Origin of the sequence: Mesorhizobium album, from assembly GCF_033977205.1 — a bacterium.
GTDB classification, from domain to species: domain Bacteria; phylum Pseudomonadota; class Alphaproteobacteria; order Rhizobiales; family Rhizobiaceae; genus Mesorhizobium; species Mesorhizobium album.
On sequence record NZ_JAVIIW010000008.1, the window covers coordinates 112917 to 127844 of the forward strand.

Sequence of the window (14928 nt, forward strand, 5' to 3'; positions counted from 1 at the left end):
GACGACCCTGTGCGGTAGGCCAAGCCTCCCGCGGTCGCGCCCCGCGGCGTTACACTTCTCTGGCTTGGTCCTTTCCGAAAAGTCTGCAACTTTTCGGGGCCAAGCCTATTACTTCTTCTTGCCTTCCTTGCGGACGATCCGCTCGTCGGCATAGCGCACGCCCTTGCCCTTATAAGGCTCGGGGCCGCGATATTCGCGGATCTCGGCGGCAACCTGGCCGACCTGCTGCTTGTCGATGCCCGAGACCGTGATTTCGGTCGGCTTCGGCACCGAGATCGTGATGCCCTGCGGCGTCTCATAGACCACGTCGTGGCTGAAGCCGAGCGCGAGCTGCAGGTTCTTGCCCTGCATCGCGGCGCGATAGCCGACGCCGGTGATCTCGAGCTTCTTCTCGAAACCGTCCTTCACGCCCTGCAGGATGTTGACGATCTGCGTGCGCGACATGCCCCACTTGGAACGGGCGGTCTTGGTCTGGTCGCGAGGCTCGACAGCGATCTCGCTGCCTTCCATCTTGACCAGCACTTCGTCGTTCACCACGAACTTCAGCTCACCCTTCGGGCCCTTCGCCGTCACGGTCTGGCCGTTGACGGTCGCGGTCACGCCCTGCGGCAGCGAAACGGGTTTCTTTCCGATACGAGACATTTTGTTGTCCTCGTCACTTCTTTCGTTTCAGGTTCCAGTTCCCGGGCGCGATCCCGAGAACCGATGCCCCATTCATCAATCTCGTGCCGGATCAGAAGATCTGGCAGAGGATCTCGCCGCCGACATTCTGCTCGCGCGCTTCGTGATCGGCCATGACGCCCTTCGGCGTCGAAAGGATGGCGATACCGAGGCCGTTGGCCACGTGCGGGATCGACTTGGCCGAGACATAGACGCGGCGGCCGGGCTTCGAGACGCGCTCGATCTCGCGCACAACCGGCGCACCGTCGAAATACTTCAGCTCGATCTCGATTTCCGACTTGCCGTTCTCGAAGTCGGTCTGGCTGTAGTCGCGGATATAGCCTTCCGACTTCAGCACGTCGAGAACGCGGGCGCGCAGACGCGAGGCCGGGGTCGAAACGCTCGACTTCTTGCGGCCATAGGCGTTGCGGATGCGGGTCAGCATATCGCCGAGAGGATCGCTCAATGACATCTCAATGCCCTCCTTACCAGCTCGACTTGACCAGGCCCGGGATCTGGCCGTTGTTGCCCAGATCGCGAAGCGCGATACGCGAAAGCTTCAGCTTGCGATAGAAGGCACGCGGACGGCCGGTGACTTCGCAGCGGTTGCGGATACGGATCTTGGCCGAGTTGCGCGGCAGCGCCGAAAGCTTCAACTGGGCACGGAAACGCTCTTCCATCGGCTTGGACTGATCCATGACGATGTCCTTGAGCGCCTTGCGCTTGGCGGCGTACTGGCCGGCAAGCTTGCGGCGCCGGTTGTTCTTCTCGACTGAGCTGGTCTTTGCCATTTCAGATTTTTCCTTTTTCGCTGCCGTTACTGGCGGAAGGGGAAGTTGAAGGCCTTGAGCAGCGCCCTGGCCTCGTCGTCCGTCTTCGCCGTCGTACAAACGATGACGTCCATGCCCCAGACCTGATCAACCTTGTCGTAGTTGATCTCCGGGAACACGATGTGCTCCTTGATGCCCATGGCGTAGTTGCCACGGCCGTCAAAGCTCTTCGGGTTCAGCCCGCGGAAGTCGCGGACGCGCGGCAGAGCGATGTTCACGAGGCGGTCGAGGAACTCGTACATGCGTTCCTTGCGCAGCGTGACCTTGGCGCCGATCGGCATGTTCTCGCGCACCTTGAAGCCCGCGATCGACTTGCGCGAGCGGGTGACGACGGCCTTCTGGCCGGCGATCAGCGCGAGGTCCTCGGCCGCGACCGAGGGCTTCTTGGAATCGGCAGTCGCCTCGCCGACGCCCATGTTCAGCACGATCTTGTCGATGCGCGGAACCTGCATGTCGTTCTCGTAGCCGAACTGCTCCTGCAGCGCCTTGCGAATGGTCTCCTGATAGACCTTCTTGAGGCGCGGCTCGTTCTTGGCAGCCGCCTGCTTGGTTTCAGCCTTAGCCATTGATGACTTCTCCCGAACGCTTGGCGACGCGCACCTTCTTGCCGTCCTTCTGGATGGCGAAACCGACGCGGGTCGGCTTGCCGTCCTTGGGGTCAGCCAGCGCGATGTTCGACAGGTGGATCGGCGCTTCCTTGGTGATGATCCCGCCCTCTTGGGACTGGGTCTGCTTCTGGTGACGGCGAATGAGGTTCACGCCGCGGACAACCGCGGTGTCTTCCTTCGGCTGCACCGACAGGACTTCGCCAGAACGGCCCTTGTCCTTGCCGGCAAGCACGACAACCTTGTCGCCTTTTTTGATCTTCTGCATTGGTCCGGCTCCTTACAGCACTTCAGGCGCGAGCGAGATGATCTTCATGTGGTTCTTGGCGCGAAGCTCGCGCGGAACCGGCCCGAAGATACGCGTGCCGATCGGCTCTTTCTTGTTGTCGACGAGAACGGCCGCGTTCTTGTCGAAACGGATCACGCTGCCGTCAGGACGGCGGATGTCCTTGGCCGTGCGAACCACGACCGCCTTCATCACATCGCCCTTCTTCACGCGGCCGCGCGGAATGGCTTCCTTGATCGACACCACGATGATGTCGCCGACGGAGGCATACTTCCGCTTCGAGCCGCCCAGCACCTTGATGCACATGACACGACGAGCGCCGGAATTGTCCGCGACGTCGAGGTTTGTTTGCATCTGAATCATGACTGGCCGCCTTCTTCTTTTCTAACGGGACGGGTTATTCACCCTTCCCCGGTCTGTCCAAAATTCGTTTCGTTCGCCCGGATCAAGCCTGGTCCGAGGTGATGACGACCCAGCGCTTGTCCTTGGAGATCGGCTTCGATTCCTGGATGAACACCTGGTCGCCGACCTTGTGGGCGTTGTTCTCGTCATGCGCCTTGTACTTCTTGGTCATGCGCACGGTCTTCTTCATCACGGGATGCGTGAAGCGCCGCTCGACCTTGACGACGACCGTCTTCTCGTTCTTGTCGCTGACGACGGTGCCCTGCAGAATGCGCTTTGGCATGGTCTTAACCCTTCTTGGCCGCGGCTTTTTCCGCGGCGATGGTCTTGATGCGCGCGATGTCCCTGCGGACCTGCTTCACGCGCGCGGTCTTCTCGAGCTGGCCGGTGGCCTTCTGGAAGCGCAGATTGAACTGCTCCTTCTTCAGGCTGGCCAGGTCGTCGGTCAGCTGATCCTGGGTCTTGGTCCGGATGTCTTCGGCTTTCATGGTTCAGCCCGTCCTTATTCTGCGATGCGCTGTACGAAGCGCGTCTTGACCGAGAGCTTGGCGGCGCCGAGGCGCAGCGCCTCACGCGCCGTCTCCTCGCTGACGCCGTCGATCTCGAACATGATGCGGCCAGGCTTCACGCGCGCCGCCCAGTAGTCGACGGCGCCCTTGCCCTTACCCATGCGCACTTCGGTCGGCTTCGAGGTGACCGGCAGATCCGGGAACACCCGGATCCAGACGCGGCCGGCGCGCTTCATCTCGCGGGTGATCGCGCGGCGGGCCGCCTCGATCTCGCGTGCGGTGACGCGGTTCGGCTCAAGCGCCTTCAGTCCGAAACCGCCGAAATCCAGGTTGGTGCCGCCCTTGGCGGTACCGTGGATACGGCCCTTGAACTGCTTGCGGAACTTTGTGCGCTTTGGCTGCAGCATCGTTCTAACTCCAAATTCTCAAATGTCTCAGGCGTTCTCGCGACGACGACCGCGCTCGCGCTCGCCGGCGGCACCTGCATGATCGCCCTCGGTGGCGCGACGCTCGGAGGCCATCGGGTCATGCTCGAGGATCTCGCCCTTGAACACCCACACCTTGACGCCGCAGATGCCGTAAGCCGTGTTCGCCTCGGCAACGCCGTAGTCGACGTCGGCGCGCAGCGTGTGCAGCGGCACGCGGCCTTCGCGGTACCACTCCATGCGCGCGATTTCGGCGCCGCCGAGACGGCCGGAGCAGTTGATGCGGATGCCTTCGGCGCCGAGACGCATGGCCGACTGAACGGCACGCTTCATGGCGCGGCGGAACGCGATGCGGCGCTCGAGCTGCTGGGCGATCGACTGGGCGATCAGCGTGGCGTCGATTTCCGGCTTGCGCACTTCAACGATGTTGAGGTGCGTCTCAGACTTCGTCATCTCCATCAGCTTCCTGCGAAGCTTCTCGATGTCGGCGCCCTTCTTGCCGATGATGAGGCCCGGGCGCGCGGCATGGATGGTGACGCGGCACTTCTTGTGCGGACGCTCGATCACGACTTTCGAGATCGCGGCCTGCTTGAGTTCCTTCTCAAGATACTTGCGGATCTTGATGTCCTCGTGCAGCAGCTGGCCGTACTCGCCGGTGTTCGCGAACCAGCGCGAATCCCAGGTGCGGTTGATGCCGAGACGCAGCCCGATCGGATTGACTTTCTGGCCCATTATGCGGCCTCCCCTGTTTCCTCGACTTCACGAACGACGATCGTGAGGTGCGAGAACGGCTTCTCGATACGGCTGGCGCGACCGCGGCCACGAGCGTGGAACCGCTTCATGACGATCGACTTGCCGACATAGGCTTCCGACACGATCAGCGAATCGACATCAAGGTCGTGATTGTTTTCCGCGTTGGCGATCGCCGATTCCAGCGTCTTCTTGACCGTGCCGGAAATCCGCTTGGCCGAGAATTCGAGGTCGGAAAGCGCTGTCGCGACCTTCTTGCCGCGGATCAGCGCGGCAACCAGGTTCAGCTTCTGCGGGCTGATACGGATCGTGCGCAGAACGGCGCGCGCTTCGTTGTCAGCAAGCCTGCGCGGAGCTTTGGCCTTGCCCATGATTACTTCCTCTTCGCCTTCTTATCCGCGCCGTGACCGTAATAGGTCCGGGTCGGAGCGAATTCACCGAACTTGTGACCGACCATGTCCTCGTTCACCGAGACCGGGACATGCTTCTGGCCGTTGTAGACACCGAAGGTGAAGCCGACGAACTGCGGCAGGATGGTGGAGCGACGGCTCCACATCTTGATCACCTCATTGCGACCGCCTTCACGAACCTTGTCCACCTTCTTCAGAAGGTAGCCGTCGATGAAGGGGCCTTTCCAAATCGAACGAGTCACTTGGCGTTACCTCTTCTTAGCTCTTGCGCTGATGGCGCGAGCGCACGATGAACTTGTCGGTCGCCTTGTTGGACCGCGTCTTCTTGCCCTTGGTCGGCTTGCCCCAGGGCGAAACCGGATGACGGCCACCCGAGGTGCGGCCTTCACCGCCGCCGTGCGGATGGTCGACCGGGTTCATGGCCACGCCGCGATTGTGCGGGCGCTTGCCGCGCCACACCGTGCGGCCGGCCTTGCCGTCGTTGATGTTGCCGTGGTCGGGGTTCGACACGGCGCCGACGGTGGCCATGCAGGAGCCGTGCACGACGCGCTGCTCGCCCGAGTTCAGGCGCAGGATCGCCATGCCCTGGTCGCGGCCGACGAGCTGGGCGTAACCGCCCGCCGAACGGGCGACCTGGCCGCCCTTGCCCGGCTTCAGCTCAATGTTGTGGACGATCGTGCCGACCGGCATGGAAGCCAGCGGCATCGCGTTGCCCGGCTTCACGTCGACCGCTTCGCCGGCCACGATCTTGTCGCCGGCAGCCAAACGCTGCGGCGCCAGGATGTAGGACAGCTCGCCGTCATCATACTTGATCAGCGCGATGAAGGCGGTGCGGTTCGGATCGTATTCGATACGCTCCACCGTGCCGACCACGTCGTACTTCTTACGCTTGAAGTCGATGATGCGGTACGAACGCTTGTGGCCGCCGCCGATGAAGCGGGCCGTGATGCGGCCGTAATTGTTGCGGCCGCCCGACTTGGTCAGGCCTTCGGTCAGGCCCTTGACGGGCTTGCCCTTGTAGAGGCCCGAGCGGTCGACGATGACCAGCTGGCGGGTGCTCGGCGTTACCGGGTTGAATTTCTTGAGTGCCATTGTCCTGTCCTCGCGGCCTTGCTCAGAGACCCGTCGCGACGTCGATAGACTGGCCCTCGGCCAGCGTCACAACCGCCTTCTTGACGTCGCCCTGGCGGCCAACCGTGCCGCGGAAGCGCTTGATCTTGCCCTTGCGGACGAGCGTGTTCACGGCCATCACCTTGACGCCGAAGAGCGCTTCGACGGCAGCCTTGATTTCCGGCTTCGACGCCTTCTTGGCGACGTTGAAGATGACCTGGTTCTGCTCGGAAGCCATGGTCGACTTTTCAGTGATCGCCGGCGAGACGATCACGTCGTAGTGACGAAGGTCGGTCATTTGAAGCGCTCCTCGAGAGCCTCGACGGCGGCCTTCGAAAGGACCAGCGTGCCGCGGCGCAGAATGTCGTAGACGTTGATGCCCTGGATCGGCAGCACGTCGATGTTCGGAATGTTGGTCGCCGCCAGCTTGAAGTTCTGGTCGAGCTCGGCGCCGCCGATCACCAGGGCGTTGGTCAGCCCCAGCGTCTCGAGGCTCGCAGCCAGAGCCTTGGTCTTGGCCTCGGCCAGCTTCAGCTCGTCGACGATGATCAGCGAAGCGCTCTTGGCCTTTGCCGAGAGAGCATGCTTCAAGCCCAGCGCGCGCACTTTCTTCGGCAGATCGTGCTCATGGCTGCGCACGACCGGGCCGTGCGCCTTGCCGCCGCCGCGGAACTGCGGAGCGCGAGCCGAATGGTGACGGGCGCGGCCCGTACCCTTCTGCTTGTACATCTTGGCGCCGGTGCGCGCGATCTCGGCGCGACCCTTGGCCTTGTGCGTGCCCTGCTGCTTCTTGGCGAGCTGCCAGCGCACGACGCGCTGCAGGATGTCCTCGCGCGGGTCAAGGCCGAAAATCTCCTCGGAGAGTTTCACCTTGCCGGCGTCCTTGCCGCCGAGCGTTGTGATCTTGAGGTCCATTATTCCGCTCCCTCTTTGGCCGGGGCATCGTTCTTGGCCGCACGGATGGCGGCGGGCTTCGGTGCGTTGGCCGGCAGCGCGACCTTGGCCGCGTCGCGGACCAGGATCCAGGCGCCCTTGACGCCAGGAACGGCGCCACGGATCAGGATCAGGCCGCGGTTGGCATCGGTCGACACGACCTCAACATTCTGCGTGGTGACGCGAACGTCACCCATGTGGCCGGCCATCTTCTTGCCCTTGAACACCTTGCCGGGGTCCTGGCGCTGGCCGGTCGAGCCGTGCGTGCGGTGCGAGACCGAGTTACCGTGCGTGGCGCGGCCGCCACCCATGTTGTGCCGCTTGATCACGCCCTGGAAACCCTTACCGGTCGAGGTACCCGTCACGTCGACCTTCTGGCCGGCGACGAAGTGCTCGACGGTGAGCTCGGCGCCAACGTCGATCATGTTGTCGGCGGAGACGCGGAACTCGGCGAGCTTCGCCTTCGGCTCGACCGAGGCGGCAGCAAAATGGCCGCGCATCGCCTTCGACGTGTTCTTCACCTTGGCAAGGCCAACGCCGAGCTGGACGGCGGTGTAGCCGTTCTTCTCCTGCGTGCGCTGCGCCACGACCTGGCAGTTCTCCATCTGGAGAACGGTGACGGGAACGTGTTCCCCGGCATCGTTGTAGATGCGGGTCATTCCCACCTTCTTTGCAATCACACCTGAACGCATCGGTTCAATTCCTTTAGAGTTCCCTGTCGGGGCTTTCGCCCCTCCACGCCTCTTGTTCCTTCAGAGTTCCGGGTCGCCCCGCCCTCTTGTTCCTTAGAGCTTGATCTCGACGTCGACACCGGCGGCCAGATCGAGCTTCATCAGAGCATCGACCGTCTGCGGGGTCGGATCGACGATGTCGAGCAGCCGCTTGTGGGTGCGCATCTCGAACTGCTCGCGGCTCTTCTTGTCGACGTGAGGCGACCGGTTGACCGTGAACTTTTCGATCCGCGTCGGCAGCGGAATGGGGCCGCGGACGTTGGCGCCGGTGCGCTTGGCGGTCGACACGATTTCGCGCGTCGAGGCGTCGAGCACCCGGTGATCAAACGCCTTAAGGCGGATGCGGATATTCTGTCCGTTCATGCGTCAATTCCTTGTTCTGGCGCGGCGCGGGCAGCCCCCGCGCCCGCGACAGATCCGTTTTAGTCCGATTACTCTTTGATGGTGACGACGATGCCGGCGCCGACGGTGCGGCCGCCTTCACGGATGGCGAAGCGCAGCTTCTCTTCCATCGCGATCGGCACGATCAGCTCGACATCGACGGTGATGTTGTCGCCAGGCATCACCATCTCGGTGCCGGCCGGCAGCGTCACGATGCCCGTCACGTCGGTGGTGCGGAAATAGAACTGCGGACGGTAGTTGGTGAAGAACGGCGTGTGACGGCCGCCCTCGTCCTTGGTCAGGATGTAGGCCTCGGCCACGAACTTCTTGTGCGGCTTGACCGAACCGGGCTTGGCCAGAACCTGGCCGCGCTCGACGCCGTCACGGTCGATGCCGCGCAACAGCGCGCCGATGTTGTCGCCGGCCTGGCCCTGGTCGAGCAGCTTGCGGAACATCTCAACGCCCGTGCAGGTCGTCTTGGCCGTCGGACGGATGCCGACGATCTCCAGCTCCTCGCCGACCTTGACCACGCCGCGCTCGACGCGGCCGGTCACCACCGTGCCACGGCCCGAGATCGAGAACACGTCCTCGATCGGCATCAGGAACGGCTTGTCCAGCGGACGCACCGGCGTCGGGATGTAGGCATCGACCTGGGCCATCAGCTCGCGGATGGCGTCCTCGCCGATGGTCTTGTTGGAGTCTTCCAACGCGGCCAGCGCCGAACCCTTGACGATCGGGATCTCGTCGCCGGGGAACTCGTTCTTGGTCAGCAACTCGCGAACCTCGAGCTCGACCAGCTCGAGCAGCTCGGCGTCGTCGACCTGGTCGACCTTGTTCAAGAACACCACGATCGAGGGCACGCCGACCTGGCGGGCGAGCAGGATGTGCTCGCGCGTCTGCGGCATCGGGCCGTCGGCGGCCGAAACCACCAGGATCGCGCCGTCCATCTGGGCGGCACCGGTGATCATGTTCTTCACATAGTCGGCGTGGCCGGGGCAGTCGACGTGGGCATAGTGACGGTTGGCCGTCTCGTACTCGACATGCGCCGTCGAGATCGTGATGCCGCGCGCCTTCTCTTCCGGCGCCGCGTCGATCTGGTCATAGCGCTTGTATTCGCCAAAATACTTCGTGATCGCCGCCGTCAGCGACGTCTTGCCATGATCGACGTGACCGATCGTGCCAATGTTCACATGCGGCTTGGTGCGCTCGAATTTACCTTTTGCCACTGTAGTTCTCCGTCTTTACTCATCCCGCTCGGGGAAATTGATGTTCGCTCCAGCCGAACCGGAAACGCGCAAGAGGCGCGGTTCCGGCGGCACAGGCATTCTCACGCGTATTTCTTCTGGACTTCCTGGGCGACCGCGGTCGGGACCGGCTCGTAGTGGTCGAACTGCATCGTGTACTGGGCGCGGCCCTGCGACATCGAACGCAGATTGTCGACGTATTTGAACATGTTGGCGAGCGGCACCATGGCGTTGATGACAACCGCCACGCCACGCGCTTCCTGGCCCTGGATCTGGCCGCGACGGCCGTTGAGGTCGCCGATGACGCCGCCGACATAGTCTTCCGGCGTCACGACCTCGACCTTCATGATCGGCTCGAGCAGCTGAACGCCGAGCCTGGGCGCTGCTTCCTTGAAGCAGGCGCGGGAAGCGATTTCGAAGGCCAGCACCGAGGAGTCGACGTCGTGGAAGGCGCCGTCGATCAGCGTCGCCTTGACGCCGATCATCGGGAAGCCGGCGAACGGGCCGGAGCCCATCACGCTCTGGATGCCCTTCTCGACGCCGGGGATGTATTCCTTCGGCACGGCGCCGCCGACGATCTTGGACTCGAAGACGAACTCTTCGCTCTCGGTGTTCGGCTCGAACACGATCTTGACGCGGGCGAACTGGCCGGTACCGCCGGTCTGCTTCTTGTGCGTGTAGTCCTGCTCGTGGGTGCGGGTGATCGTCTCGCGATAGGCCACCTGCGGAGCACCGACATTGGCCTCGACCTTGAACTCGCGGCGCATGCGGTCGACGATGATGTCGAGATGCAGCTCGCCCATGCCGGCGATGATGGTCTGGCCGCTTTCCTCGTCGGTCTTGACGCGGAAGGACGGATCCTCAGCCGCCAGGCGATGCAGCGCCAGGCCCATCTTTTCCTGGTCGTTCTTGGTCTTCGGCTCGATGGCGATCTGGATGACCGGATCGGGGAACTCCATGCGCTCGAGGATGACCGGGTGCAGCGGATCGCACAGCGTGTCGCCGGTGGTCGTGTCCTTGAGGCCAGCCAGCGCGACGATGTCGCCGGCATAGGCTTCCTCGATATCGGCGCGCGAGTTCGCATGCATCTGCAGCATGCGGCCGATGCGCTCCTTCTTGCCCTTCACGGTGTTGTCGAGCGACACACCCTTGGCGAGCTTGCCCGAATAGATACGGGCGAAGGTCAGCGAGCCGACGAACGGGTCGTTCATGATCTTGAACGCCAGCATCGACAGCGGTTCGTTGTCGTCGGGATGACGCTCGATCTCGGCATCCGTCTTGGCGTCCACGCCCTTGATGGACGGCACGTCGATCGGTGACGGAAGGAAGTCCACGACGGCGTCGAGCAGCGGCTGCACACCCTTGTTCTTGAAGGCCGAGCCGCAGAACATCGGGAAGAACTTGACCGCGATGGTGCCCTTGCGGACCAGCGCGCGGATCTCGTCGTTCGACGGCATATTGCCTTCGAGGTAGTTCTCGAGCGCGGTCTCGTCCATCTCGACGGCCGCCTCGATCATCTTCTCGCGATACTGCTCGGCCTTCTCCTTGAGGTCGGCCGGGATCTCGACGACGTCCCAGGCAGCGCCGAGGGTCTCGTCACGCCAGACGAGCGCTTTCATCTCGATGAGGTCGACGACGCCCTTGAACTCGGTCTCGGCGCCGATCGGCAGCTGCATGACGACGGCCTGCGCGCCGAGGCGCGAGCCGATCATTTCCACCGAGCGATAGAAGTCGGCGCCGATCTTGTCCATCTTGTTGCAGAAGATCATGCGCGGCACGTGGTACTTGTCGGCCTGGCGCCACACAGTCTCGGTCTGCGGCTCGACACCGGCGTTAGCGTCGAGCAGCGCGATGGCGCCGTCGAGCACGCGCAGCGAACGCTCGACCTCGATGGTGAAGTCGACGTGTCCGGGGGTGTCGATGATGTTGAAGCGGCGCATCTTGCCGTCGCGACCCTTCCAGAAGGTCGTGGTCGCGGCCGAGGTGATCGTGATGCCGCGTTCCTGCTCCTGCTCCATCCAGTCCATGGTGGCGGCGCCGTCATGGACTTCGCCGATCTTGTGCGACTTGCCCGTGTAGTACAGGACGCGCTCGGTCGTCGTCGTCTTGCCGGCGTCGATATGCGCCATGATACCGAAATTGCGGTAGTCTTCGATTTTGTATTCGCGGGCCATGGAAGGTGCCTCTCAGTCTCGTTCGCGCTTTACCAGCGGTAGTGCGCGAAGGCGCGGTTGGCTTCTGCCATCTTGTGGGTGTCTTCACGCTTCTTAACGGCCGTGCCGCGGTTGTTGGCCGCGTCCATCAGCTCGCCCGAGAGGCGATCGATCATGGTGGTCTCGTTGCGGTTGCGCGCGGCAGCGATCAGCCAGCGGATGGCCAGAGCCTGACGGCGCTCGGGGCGCACGTCGACCGGAACCTGGTAGGTGGCGCCGCCGACGCGGCGCGAGCGCACTTCCACATGCGGCGCGACATTGTCGAGCGCCTGATGGAAGACGGTGACTGGCTCCTGCTTGGTCTTGGCCTGGACCTGGTCCAGCGCGCCATAGACGATGGTCTCGGCAACCGACTTCTTGCCGTCATACATGACGGCGTTCATGAACTTGGTGACGACCAGGTCGCCGAACTTGGGGTCCGGGTTGATCTCACGCTTTTCTGCACTGTGACGACGGGACATGGCTTTTGTCTCTCAATCTCGTGGCACGGCGCAGTCAAAAAAGCGCCGAAGCCGGAAACCCTTACTTCGGACGCTTCGCACCGTATTTCGAACGGCGCTGCTTGCGGTTCTTCACACCCTGCGTGTCGAGCACGCCACGGATGATGTGATAGCGAACGCCCGGCAGATCCTTGACGCGACCGCCACGGATCATGACCACCGAGTGCTCCTGAAGGTTATGGCCTTCGCCCGGGATATAGCCGATCACTTCGAAACCGTTGGTCAGGCGGATCTTGGCCACCTTGCGCAGCGCCGAGTTCGGCTTCTTCGGCGTCGTGGTGTAGACGCGCGTGCAAACGCCCCGCTTCTGCGGGTTCTGCTGCATGGCCGGGACCTTGTTGCGCTTCACCGGCGCCAGGCGCGGCTTGCGGATCAGCTGGTTGACGGTAGGCATTAAACCCTCTTGTCTCTCAATTCCGTGTCTGCCCTGTCAGGGCCGCTCAAAGCGTGCTTTCCAAACGCAAATTCGGGCAACACACCGCGGCTCGCGGTCCTGCCCGAACAAATTGCAGAGGAAGCGGAAGCCGCTTCATGCGCGCCGGAAAATGTCTTTTCGCTCGTAAAACGAACCCTGTTTGAGGCGTACTCCAAGGCGTGTCGCCTCGGAAAGGCAAGTCTCACATCGGTTCTGACGTGGCGGCTTCTACTCGCAAGGCCTCTGTCCGTCAACCCCGGAACGGCAAATATTGCGCCCGATCCGGAGCTTGGCAGCCATGCGGAAAACGCACGTAATTTTATTGCGCCTTTTTTCAAGCGCGAGGAAGAAAGTGACCGGCTTTCGGCTGTCTTCCCTGCCGGCTTCGTGCAAAAAGGGCTGTATGAAAGGCAACACTCCCCGCTTCCGGAGGAATCAGCCCGTGAACGACAATGAAGAGCGTCCGGTCACCATCATCACCGGCCGGGTTTGGCGGCGCAAGGGCGGCAAGCCGGAAGGCGTGCATGTGATGCTGGTCGCGCCCGACGATGATTCTGCCGTGCGCCGCGCGCTCGAATCGCTGGCGGCGGAAGGATTCGCCGAAGCCGAGCTCGACCAGATCGGCGACATGGAAGGCGTGCCCGACGAGGAGCCGCATCTGTCGGCCTATCAGGGCGCGCTGGAAGGCGAAGTCTCAATCGTCACCTTCGACGCGCCGAGCTGATCCAGGAAGGCAATTGCGAGATCACGATATCATCCCGGCTTGCCGGGCATCGTTGTCCTGCCTAAAAACACCTTCCTCTTCCTTCCAACCCCTCGGAGTTCCCATGACCAGCAACCCCATCAGGCTCGGTATCGTCGGCGTGGGAAAGATTGTCCGCGACCAGCACCTTCCTGCGCTCGCCAAGGACGGCAACTATCAGCTAGCCGCCGCAGCCAGCCGCCACGGCAAGGTCGACGGTATCCCGAACTATCCGACGATCGAGGCGATGCTCGACGCTGAACCTGGCCTGGAAGCCGTCTCGCTCTGCATGCCGCCGCAGTTCCGCTACGACGCCGCGCGCACCGCGCTCGAAGCGAGGAAGCACGTCTTCCTGGAGAAGCCGCCGGGCGCAACCGTCAGCGAGGTCGAGGACCTGAAGGCGCTTGCCGCGAAAAAAGGGGTTTCGCTCTTCGCCAGCTGGCATTCGCGCTATGCGCCGGCGGTCGAGGCCGCGCGCGCCTTCCTCGCCTCCGCCACGATCAGCTCGGCCGCCATCAACTGGAAGGAGGACGTGCGCCGCTGGCACCCGAACCAGGAATGGATCTGGGCGCCGGGCGGCTTCGGCGTGTTCGATCCCGGCATCAACGCGCTGTCCATCGCCACCCACATCCTGCCACCGATGTTCATCACCTCGGCGGTGCTCGACTTCCCCGAGAACCGCGCCTCGCCGGTCGCAGCGCATGTCACCTTCCGCACTTCGAATGGGCTGCCGGTGACGATGGAGCTCGACTGGCTGCAGACCGGTCCGCAGAGCTGGGACATCCTGGCCGAGACCGACAAGGGCAAGATGGTGCTTTCAGGCGGCGGCGCAAAGCTCGCCGTCGACGGCAAGGTCATCCATGACGAGCCGGAGGCCGAATACCCGATGCTCTACAGGCGCTTCGCCGAGATCGTGCGGGCCGGCATTTCCGACGTCGACCTCGCGCCGCTCCAGCACGTCGCCGACGCCTTCATGCTCGGCAAGCGCAACGTGGTCGAGCCGTTCTTCGATTGAACTGATAGGACTGGCGCAGCGCCCGCGTCAGTCCACGATCGCGATGGCGAAGCCGTCATAGCCCTTCACGCCGACGGTCTGGATGGCGGTGCCGTCCAGCCGTTTCTCGCCGCCGATGAAGGAAAACGCCGCGCGGGCGCCAACGACGTTCGCGTCTGCGCCGTCCTCGTTCAGAACGGCACCGTCGCGGATGACATTGTCGCAGACGATGACCGTCCCCGAGCGTGCTAGCCGCATGGCCCAGGAGAGATAGTTCGGGTTGTTCGGCTTGTCGGCGTCGATGAAGATCAGGTCGAACGGACCGGCATTTTCGCTCTCCAGCGCGGCCAGCGACTGAAGCGCCGGACCGAGACGCAGATCCACCTTGTCTGAAACCCCTGCCCGCTCAAAGTTCGAGCGCGCGACCCTGGCGTGGTGCGGCTCGAGCTCCAGCGTCACGACCTTGCCGTCGTCAGGCAGGCCCCTTGCCATCCAGATGGTCGAGTAGCCGCCGAGCGTACCGATCTCGAGCACTTCTTTCGCACCGCGAATCCGCACCAGCAGCGAAAGCAATTTGCCCTGCGCTGCGGAAACATCGATCGCCGGCAGACCCTGCTGGCGGTTGGCCGCAAGCACCGCGTCAAGCACGGGATCCGGCTCGAAAAGAGAAGAAACGATATAGTCGTCGACAGCTGTCCAGGTCTTGCCGCTCATGGTTCGCCCTCGTTGGTGGCCGGAATGCAAAAAGGGGCCCACGCCGGGGCCCCTTTTCTTTATCTCAGTCCATG

Annotated in this window: 25 protein-coding genes; 3 read left to right on the forward strand and 22 right to left on the reverse strand. The window is 63.1% G+C overall.

Annotation, left to right across the window (positions count from 1 at the left end; all coding sequences use genetic code 11):
* Positions 1–108: 108 nt before the first annotated feature.
* The 21 genes from rplF to rpsL form a co-directional block, all read right to left on the reverse strand.
* Complete coding sequence (gene rplF, locus RFN28_RS09360) at positions 109–642, reverse strand: 50S ribosomal protein L6 (RefSeq protein WP_320287084.1); 534 nt, start codon at positions 640–642, stop codon at positions 109–111.
* Between the two features lie 91 nt (positions 643–733).
* Positions 734–1132, reverse strand: a complete 399-nt coding sequence (rpsH, locus tag RFN28_RS09365) for a 30S ribosomal protein S8 (protein ID WP_040970383.1) — start codon at positions 1130–1132, stop codon at positions 734–736.
* A gap of 13 nt (positions 1133–1145) precedes the next feature.
* Positions 1146–1451 (reverse strand): 30S ribosomal protein S14, encoded by a 306-nt coding sequence (rpsN, locus tag RFN28_RS09370; RefSeq protein ID WP_040970382.1) that lies wholly within the window; start codon positions 1449–1451, stop codon positions 1146–1148.
* A 26-nt stretch (positions 1452–1477) separates the two neighbouring features.
* Complete coding sequence (gene rplE, locus RFN28_RS09375; protein WP_052457750.1) at positions 1478–2056, reverse strand: 50S ribosomal protein L5; 579 nt, start codon at positions 2054–2056, stop codon at positions 1478–1480.
* On the reverse strand, positions 2049–2363 hold the full coding sequence (rplX, locus tag RFN28_RS09380) for a 50S ribosomal protein L24 (protein WP_040970381.1): 315 nt from the start codon (positions 2361–2363) through the stop codon (positions 2049–2051). The genes rplE and rplX overlap by 8 nt, the downstream gene beginning before the upstream one ends.
* Positions 2364–2375: 12 nt before the next feature.
* On the reverse strand, positions 2376–2744 hold the full coding sequence (rplN, locus tag RFN28_RS09385) for a 50S ribosomal protein L14 (RefSeq protein ID WP_006205457.1): 369 nt from the start codon (positions 2742–2744) through the stop codon (positions 2376–2378).
* Positions 2745–2826: 82 nt separating this feature from the next.
* On the reverse strand, positions 2827–3066 hold the full coding sequence (rpsQ, locus tag RFN28_RS09390) for a 30S ribosomal protein S17 (protein WP_320287085.1): 240 nt from the start codon (positions 3064–3066) through the stop codon (positions 2827–2829).
* 4 nt (positions 3067–3070) lie between these two features.
* Positions 3071–3271 (reverse strand): 50S ribosomal protein L29, encoded by a 201-nt coding sequence (gene rpmC, locus RFN28_RS09395; protein ID WP_095807484.1) that lies wholly within the window; start codon positions 3269–3271, stop codon positions 3071–3073.
* 14 nt (positions 3272–3285) lie between these two features.
* Complete coding sequence (gene rplP, locus RFN28_RS09400) at positions 3286–3699, reverse strand: 50S ribosomal protein L16 (RefSeq protein ID WP_027170364.1); 414 nt, start codon at positions 3697–3699, stop codon at positions 3286–3288.
* Positions 3700–3726: 27 nt separating this feature from the next.
* The gene (gene rpsC, locus RFN28_RS09405) at positions 3727–4449 is read right to left on the reverse strand and encodes a 30S ribosomal protein S3 (protein WP_040970377.1); all 723 of its coding nucleotides are present in this window, start codon (positions 4447–4449) and stop codon (positions 3727–3729) included.
* Positions 4449–4838 carry a 50S ribosomal protein L22 gene (gene rplV / locus RFN28_RS09410; RefSeq protein WP_040970376.1) on the reverse strand — a complete coding sequence of 130 codons (390 nt, stop codon included), beginning with the start codon at positions 4836–4838 and terminating at the stop codon, positions 4449–4451. Before rplV ends, rpsC begins: the two co-directional genes overlap by 1 nt.
* Before the next feature lie 2 nt (positions 4839–4840).
* Positions 4841–5119, reverse strand: coding sequence for a 30S ribosomal protein S19 (gene rpsS / locus RFN28_RS09415; protein WP_006205463.1), 279 nt, complete (start codon positions 5117–5119; stop codon positions 4841–4843).
* A gap of 16 nt (positions 5120–5135) precedes the next feature.
* Positions 5136–5969 (reverse strand): 50S ribosomal protein L2, encoded by an 834-nt coding sequence (gene rplB / locus RFN28_RS09420; RefSeq protein ID WP_040970375.1) that lies wholly within the window; start codon positions 5967–5969, stop codon positions 5136–5138.
* 22 nt (positions 5970–5991) lie between these two features.
* A complete protein-coding gene (locus tag RFN28_RS09425) occupies positions 5992–6285 on the reverse strand; it encodes a 50S ribosomal protein L23 (protein ID WP_320287086.1) in 294 nt (97 codons plus the stop codon).
* Entirely contained in the window at positions 6282–6902 is a 621-nt protein-coding gene (gene rplD / locus RFN28_RS09430) for a 50S ribosomal protein L4 (RefSeq protein WP_040970373.1), read from the reverse strand. The genes RFN28_RS09425 and rplD overlap by 4 nt, the downstream gene beginning before the upstream one ends.
* Entirely contained in the window at positions 6902–7612 is a 711-nt protein-coding gene (gene rplC / locus RFN28_RS09435) for a 50S ribosomal protein L3 (RefSeq protein ID WP_320287087.1), read from the reverse strand. Before rplC ends, rplD begins: the two co-directional genes overlap by 1 nt.
* Positions 7613–7705: 93 nt before the next feature.
* Positions 7706–8014: a 30S ribosomal protein S10 gene (rpsJ, locus tag RFN28_RS09440; protein ID WP_006205468.1), complete on the reverse strand. Its 309-nt coding sequence runs from the start codon at positions 8012–8014 to the stop codon at positions 7706–7708.
* Positions 8015–8082: 68 nt separating this feature from the next.
* A complete protein-coding gene (gene tuf / locus RFN28_RS09445; RefSeq protein WP_320287088.1) occupies positions 8083–9258 on the reverse strand; it encodes an elongation factor Tu in 1176 nt (391 codons plus the stop codon).
* A gap of 101 nt (positions 9259–9359) precedes the next feature.
* Positions 9360–11450: an elongation factor G gene (gene fusA, locus RFN28_RS09450; protein ID WP_320287089.1), complete on the reverse strand. Its 2091-nt coding sequence runs from the start codon at positions 11448–11450 to the stop codon at positions 9360–9362.
* Positions 11451–11479: 29 nt separating this feature from the next.
* Positions 11480–11950, reverse strand: coding sequence for a 30S ribosomal protein S7 (gene rpsG / locus RFN28_RS09455; protein ID WP_320287090.1), 471 nt, complete (start codon positions 11948–11950; stop codon positions 11480–11482).
* 61 nt (positions 11951–12011) lie between these two features.
* Positions 12012–12383, reverse strand: a complete 372-nt coding sequence (gene rpsL / locus RFN28_RS09460) for a 30S ribosomal protein S12 (protein WP_006202128.1) — start codon at positions 12381–12383, stop codon at positions 12012–12014.
* Positions 12384–12392: 9 nt separating this feature from the next.
* On the opposite strand from rpsL, the gene RFN28_RS09465 reads away from it, so the two are divergent.
* The 3 genes from RFN28_RS09465 to RFN28_RS09475 all read left to right on the forward strand — a co-directional run bounded on the left by RFN28_RS09465 (position 12393) and on the right by RFN28_RS09475 (position 14161).
* Positions 12393–12860, forward strand: a complete 468-nt coding sequence (locus RFN28_RS09465; protein WP_320287091.1) for a hypothetical protein — start codon at positions 12393–12395, stop codon at positions 12858–12860.
* Positions 12847–13128: a transcriptional regulator gene (locus RFN28_RS09470; protein WP_320287092.1), complete on the forward strand. Its 282-nt coding sequence runs from the start codon at positions 12847–12849 to the stop codon at positions 13126–13128. The genes RFN28_RS09465 and RFN28_RS09470 overlap by 14 nt, the downstream gene beginning before the upstream one ends.
* 103 nt (positions 13129–13231) lie before the next feature.
* On the forward strand, positions 13232–14161 hold the full coding sequence (locus RFN28_RS09475) for a Gfo/Idh/MocA family protein (RefSeq protein WP_320287093.1): 930 nt from the start codon (positions 13232–13234) through the stop codon (positions 14159–14161).
* Positions 14162–14188: 27 nt separating this feature from the next.
* Here the strand turns inward: RFN28_RS09475 and RFN28_RS09480 are convergent, their stop codons facing one another.
* Complete coding sequence (locus RFN28_RS09480) at positions 14189–14854, reverse strand: O-methyltransferase (RefSeq protein WP_320287094.1); 666 nt, start codon at positions 14852–14854, stop codon at positions 14189–14191.
* Positions 14855–14928 lie beyond the last annotated feature (74 nt).

What these genes read in the sequence shown, in the direction of transcription:
- rplD (WP_040970373.1), bottom strand. Translation starts at nt 6,902, where the DNA reads ATGGACCTCAAGATCACAACGCTCGGCGGCAAGGACGCCGGCAAGGTG.
- rpsQ (WP_320287085.1), bottom strand. Translation starts at nt 3,066, where the DNA reads ATGCCAAAGCGCATTCTGCAGGGCACCGTCGTCAGCGACAAGAACGAG.
- rplC (WP_320287087.1), bottom strand. Translation starts at nt 7,612, where the DNA reads ATGCGTTCAGGTGTGATTGCAAAGAAGGTGGGAATGACCCGCATCTAC.
- fusA (WP_320287089.1), bottom strand. Translation starts at nt 11,450, where the DNA reads ATGGCCCGCGAATACAAAATCGAAGACTACCGCAATTTCGGTATCATG.
- rplE (WP_052457750.1), bottom strand. Translation starts at nt 2,056, where the DNA reads ATGGCTAAGGCTGAAACCAAGCAGGCGGCTGCCAAGAACGAGCCGCGC.
- rpsH (WP_040970383.1), bottom strand. Translation starts at nt 1,132, where the DNA reads ATGTCATTGAGCGATCCTCTCGGCGATATGCTGACCCGCATCCGCAAC.
- rplF (WP_320287084.1), bottom strand. Translation starts at nt 642, where the DNA reads ATGTCTCGTATCGGAAAGAAACCCGTTTCGCTGCCGCAGGGCGTGACC.
- RFN28_RS09480 (WP_320287094.1), bottom strand. Translation starts at nt 14,854, where the DNA reads ATGAGCGGCAAGACCTGGACAGCTGTCGACGACTATATCGTTTCTTCT.
- rplP (WP_027170364.1), bottom strand. Translation starts at nt 3,699, where the DNA reads ATGCTGCAGCCAAAGCGCACAAAGTTCCGCAAGCAGTTCAAGGGCCGT.
- rpsN (WP_040970382.1), bottom strand. Translation starts at nt 1,451, where the DNA reads ATGGCAAAGACCAGCTCAGTCGAGAAGAACAACCGGCGCCGCAAGCTT.
- RFN28_RS09475 (WP_320287093.1), top strand. Translation starts at nt 13,232, where the DNA reads ATGACCAGCAACCCCATCAGGCTCGGTATCGTCGGCGTGGGAAAGATT.
- rplN (WP_006205457.1), bottom strand. Translation starts at nt 2,744, where the DNA reads ATGATTCAGATGCAAACAAACCTCGACGTCGCGGACAATTCCGGCGCT.
- rpmC (WP_095807484.1), bottom strand. Translation starts at nt 3,271, where the DNA reads ATGAAAGCCGAAGACATCCGGACCAAGACCCAGGATCAGCTGACCGAC.
- rpsJ (WP_006205468.1), bottom strand. Translation starts at nt 8,014, where the DNA reads ATGAACGGACAGAATATCCGCATCCGCCTTAAGGCGTTTGATCACCGG.
- rpsG (WP_320287090.1), bottom strand. Translation starts at nt 11,950, where the DNA reads ATGTCCCGTCGTCACAGTGCAGAAAAGCGTGAGATCAACCCGGACCCC.
- rplB (WP_040970375.1), bottom strand. Translation starts at nt 5,969, where the DNA reads ATGGCACTCAAGAAATTCAACCCGGTAACGCCGAGCACCCGCCAGCTG.
- rpsC (WP_040970377.1), bottom strand. Translation starts at nt 4,449, where the DNA reads ATGGGCCAGAAAGTCAATCCGATCGGGCTGCGTCTCGGCATCAACCGC.
- rplX (WP_040970381.1), bottom strand. Translation starts at nt 2,363, where the DNA reads ATGCAGAAGATCAAAAAAGGCGACAAGGTTGTCGTGCTTGCCGGCAAG.
- RFN28_RS09425 (WP_320287086.1), bottom strand. Translation starts at nt 6,285, where the DNA reads ATGACCGACCTTCGTCACTACGACGTGATCGTCTCGCCGGCGATCACT.
- rplV (WP_040970376.1), bottom strand. Translation starts at nt 4,838, where the DNA reads ATGGGCAAGGCCAAAGCTCCGCGCAGGCTTGCTGACAACGAAGCGCGC.
- rpsL (WP_006202128.1), bottom strand. Translation starts at nt 12,383, where the DNA reads ATGCCTACCGTCAACCAGCTGATCCGCAAGCCGCGCCTGGCGCCGGTG.